Here is a 3,580-nt window from a genome sequence, read left to right on the forward strand (position 1 = left end):
ACGCCACGTATAAAATAAAAGAAAATACTTTGGGATCAAAGCATACAAATAACAGAAAAAAATATAAACATTCTTGGAGCCTATGTATCAAGATATCAAAAAGCATTTTTCTACGAGACAATAAAACACAATATCGGAAAGGAACTCGAAGTTGACTATTTAGGTTATCCACAAGGCACTATAATTACGGATGAAATTGCCATTGACCTTTCCAAAAAATCATTCAAAGAAATCTTTTATGAAATTGAATAAGAAATCAATTCAATAAATACTGCTGAAACGGCGCTTAACAGCGCCTTAACGCTTCGCTTCGGCACAAGGCCTCGCTTGGGCTGCGCCACATAGGCTTCTGGCACTCCCCTTGCATTCGCAAGTGTCGTTCCAGTCCCTAACGTCCCGTTCCGGGACTCAGGGTCAGCCTACGTCGGTTAGCCTAGTTCGTTAATTGCAATTGGTTAATTCTATTCAAAAAAACCAGCGCGCAATTTTTCTTAAAAGGTGAGAGTCCAACTTTGCTCCATTCAATAATAGATCTTTATATCGGTTTTATTACTTTGTTAATGATTCAAGCGCTTTAAAGAAAAGAATAAGAATTAAGAGATTTAATTCGCTACATTTCCTATTATTTTTTGGTCACGGTTTGCATGATTCAAAAATGATTATCGGGCTTTGAAGACAAAGAATAAGAAAGAAAATTTGCGCACTGGGATTTCGCACACTTCGTATCTGTCTCAATTACAACAGGAAACCAACTGCAATTAACTACCGCTAACCACTTCGCTTCGGGACTTCGCCCTCGCTCGGCCTGCGGCACATAGGCTTTTGTCACTCCTCTTGCTTACGCAAGCCTCGTGCCAATCCCTAACGCCTCCTCCAGAGGCTCAGGGCCAGCCTACGTTGGTTAGCTAGTTCGTTATACGCTATGTCAAAAATTAATTAAAGGATATAAGTAAATAATGAAAAAAATATTCAATATCTTTGTTCTATTATTCCTTTGCGCATGTGTCACAATAAACACAAAGATTGAAACAGATAAATACAAAATTACCTATTCAGATATAAATGAACCTTCCATTACGAAATTCCAAGTGCAATTCACTAACCACTATTGGTTCAGCCAAAGTCTTAGCGGAAATAAAGAGGTTAATGAAGCTATTATTAATGAATTGGAAAAATATCCGGGTTCAAAAGGAATTAAAAATCTTAAAATTAGAATATACAACAATTCTTGGTTTTCTTTAGGTCTACTTCCAAATCCGCTAGCACTTTTCTCATCTTCGCTATACATTTACACTGGAAGACCATTTGGATTCTCAAACAAAAGTATCTTGATCGAAGGAGATATCTTCTAATGAAACCATTTCACTACCTATCGATTTTTATTCTATTCTCTTTAATCAATTGTATAAACTATGATCTGCATCCAAACCTATTAAAAGGCACTACATTTCATATCAAGGATCAACCCACAGATTCATTCAATAAATCAAGAATCTTCTATACTGCAACTAAGTTCAATGGCGGTGAAATAAAGAAAGTTGAAAAAGTTAGAATTGACGAATACTATTTTCTCTCTTTTTATACGGGAAGAACCTTCGGAACGTATAAAAACGGATCACTAGTCGACATTCTAGAAAAAGAAATACAAAACGTTGAAATTGAGGAAAATGAATACTTTCTCTTTGAAATCAACAATATTGAATACAAATCAAATGCTTATTATGATTTATTAAATGACTTTCTCCCTGGCGGATTTATTCGATATAATAATTACCAAATGTATTATACTTTAAAGATAATAAGTAAGAAAGAATTTATCCAAATTGCATCTATCAAGTAGTTTGACACAGCGTATAACAGCATGGAAACGCTGCGCTTCGGCACGAGGCCTCGCTTGGGCTGCGCCACATTTCCCTTCTGTCACTCGTTTGCATCCGCAAACTCCGTGCCAGTCCCTAACGTCCCGTCGGGACTCAGGGTCGGGAAACGTCGTCTCCACTAGTTCGTTATGCGTAATGCTTTTAACTAATCCAGCATGAAAAATAAAGATTTTGAAACTTTTCGAAGTAAACGAATTGGGCTCAATAGCGAAATTCTTTTTGATTCCATTGAGGAAAATTGTAAACAAGAAATTTCAGATATATTTAAAACTACTTTCCCAAATTTAACAAACTTAATTACATCAGCTAGAATTTTAAATTTAACGAATAGAAACGAAAATTATCGATTATATTCATGGACAGATTATAACGATAAAAGCTTCGGTTGGCTAACTAAAATTGAATTTCTTAATTGCAGAAACCACTTATTCATAGAAGAACATGATTTAATTTTAAAAACAATCGGTGGAATTATAGAAACCTACAATGATCCAGAACCTTCACTTTCAAATAATCAAAATTTCTTATTTTAGAATCAGAATGTAAAGTCGGTATTAAAAATTGGGAAGAATATTATAAAGAATCAATTATCGATCAAAATATAACTGAAATTGAATACAACAATCTAATCGCATTTACTGAAGAGGCAAACGGTAATCTTACACTCTATGATATTAAAAAGAAAAATATACTACTCTTTGCACCAGATCATTGTTTTGAAAATGTAACAAAAATTTTCAACCAACCGGATTATACATTTTATAAATTCAATTCCATAAATAGTTTTATTGATTATGTTGAAACTCTAGCATTAGAATGGATTTATAAAATAAAAAAATAATGAGAAAATTTATTACGGCAATTTACTTGATATTTATTCCCATAAATATTTTTACTACATCAATTTCTTTAAGTAATCATCCTCACAATCCATTCCCAATCATCGGGATTATTGTCGCTGCAATTTTCAGTCTATTGCATCCTCTTTTTATCTTTGGAATGATTCTGAAATTTGAGAATATATGGGTATGGATTCCTTCACTAGTCTTCTGGATACTCGTTGTTTCAAATATTATAGATTATAAATTTAAAAAAGAAATAAAGTGAAATTGAAACTTAAAAACCATTTCTTTTAAAACTAAATTGTTAAAACAAAAGCACTACGCATAACAGCATGGAAACGCTGCGCTTCGGCACAAGGCCTCGCTTGGGCTCCGCCACATTTCCCTTCTGTCACTCGTTTGCATCCGCAAACTCCGTGCCAGTCCCTAACGTCCCGTTCGGGACTCAGGGTCGGGAAACGTCGTCTCCACTAGTTCGTTATCTGCAATGCCCTAGAACTTTATTCTATGAATGAATTCCAACAAGTATTATATAAGCAAATAGATAAGATTCAAGATTCCAACCTGCCTACTCATGTTAAGAAGGTTGTTTCTGCTGTTACTCTGTGCAGAACTAATGCTATGAAGGGAAGAGTCTATTCTTGTCCAAACGGACACTTCTCTATATTCATTAGAGAATCTTGTAACAATAGATCTTGTCCTACTTGCCAATCAGAAAATAAAAGAGAATGGAATTCTAATACAAAGGAAAAAGTTACTAATTCTCCACATTATCATCTTGTTTTTAAGTTACCTTCTTTTCTATATCCATATATTCTTTCCCATTATAAAGAATTTATAGAAATCCTTTTTGAAGCT

Annotated in this window: 4 protein-coding genes; all 4 read left to right on the forward strand. The window is 34.2% G+C overall.

Annotated features, from left to right (window positions below; genetic code table 11):
• The first annotated feature begins 956 nt into the window (after window positions 1-956).
• Window positions 957-1,352 carry a hypothetical protein gene (locus tag LEP1GSC199_RS10285; RefSeq protein ID WP_039926560.1) on the forward strand — a complete coding sequence of 132 codons (396 nt, stop codon included), beginning with the start codon at window positions 957-959 and terminating at the stop codon, window positions 1,350-1,352.
• On the forward strand, window positions 1,352-1,840 hold the full coding sequence (locus tag LEP1GSC199_RS10290; RefSeq protein WP_002981695.1) for a hypothetical protein: 489 nt from the start codon (window positions 1,352-1,354) through the stop codon (window positions 1,838-1,840). The genes LEP1GSC199_RS10285 and LEP1GSC199_RS10290 overlap by 1 nt, the downstream gene beginning before the upstream one ends.
• Window positions 1,841-2,035: 195 nt before the next feature.
• Complete coding sequence (locus LEP1GSC199_RS10295) at window positions 2,036-2,413, forward strand: hypothetical protein (RefSeq protein ID WP_002981693.1); 378 nt, start codon at window positions 2,036-2,038, stop codon at window positions 2,411-2,413.
• A gap of 816 nt (window positions 2,414-3,229) precedes the next feature.
• The coding region (locus tag LEP1GSC199_RS20900) for a transposase zinc-binding domain-containing protein (protein WP_198288777.1) at window positions 3,230-3,580 on the forward strand (351 nt) is incomplete at its 3' end.

The sequence above is a fragment of the Leptospira vanthielii serovar Holland str. Waz Holland = ATCC 700522 genome, from assembly GCF_000332455.1.
Taxonomy (GTDB): Bacteria; Spirochaetota; Leptospiria; order Leptospirales; family Leptospiraceae; genus Leptospira_A; species Leptospira_A vanthielii.

Excerpts from the sequence above, each read along its gene's own strand:
- LEP1GSC199_RS10285 (WP_039926560.1), top strand. The coding sequence starts at position 957 with ATGAAAAAAATATTCAATATCTTTGTTCTATTATTCCTTTGCGCATGT.
- LEP1GSC199_RS10295 (WP_002981693.1), top strand. The coding sequence starts at position 2,036 with ATGAAAAATAAAGATTTTGAAACTTTTCGAAGTAAACGAATTGGGCTC.
- LEP1GSC199_RS10290 (WP_002981695.1), top strand. The coding sequence starts at position 1,352 with ATGAAACCATTTCACTACCTATCGATTTTTATTCTATTCTCTTTAATC.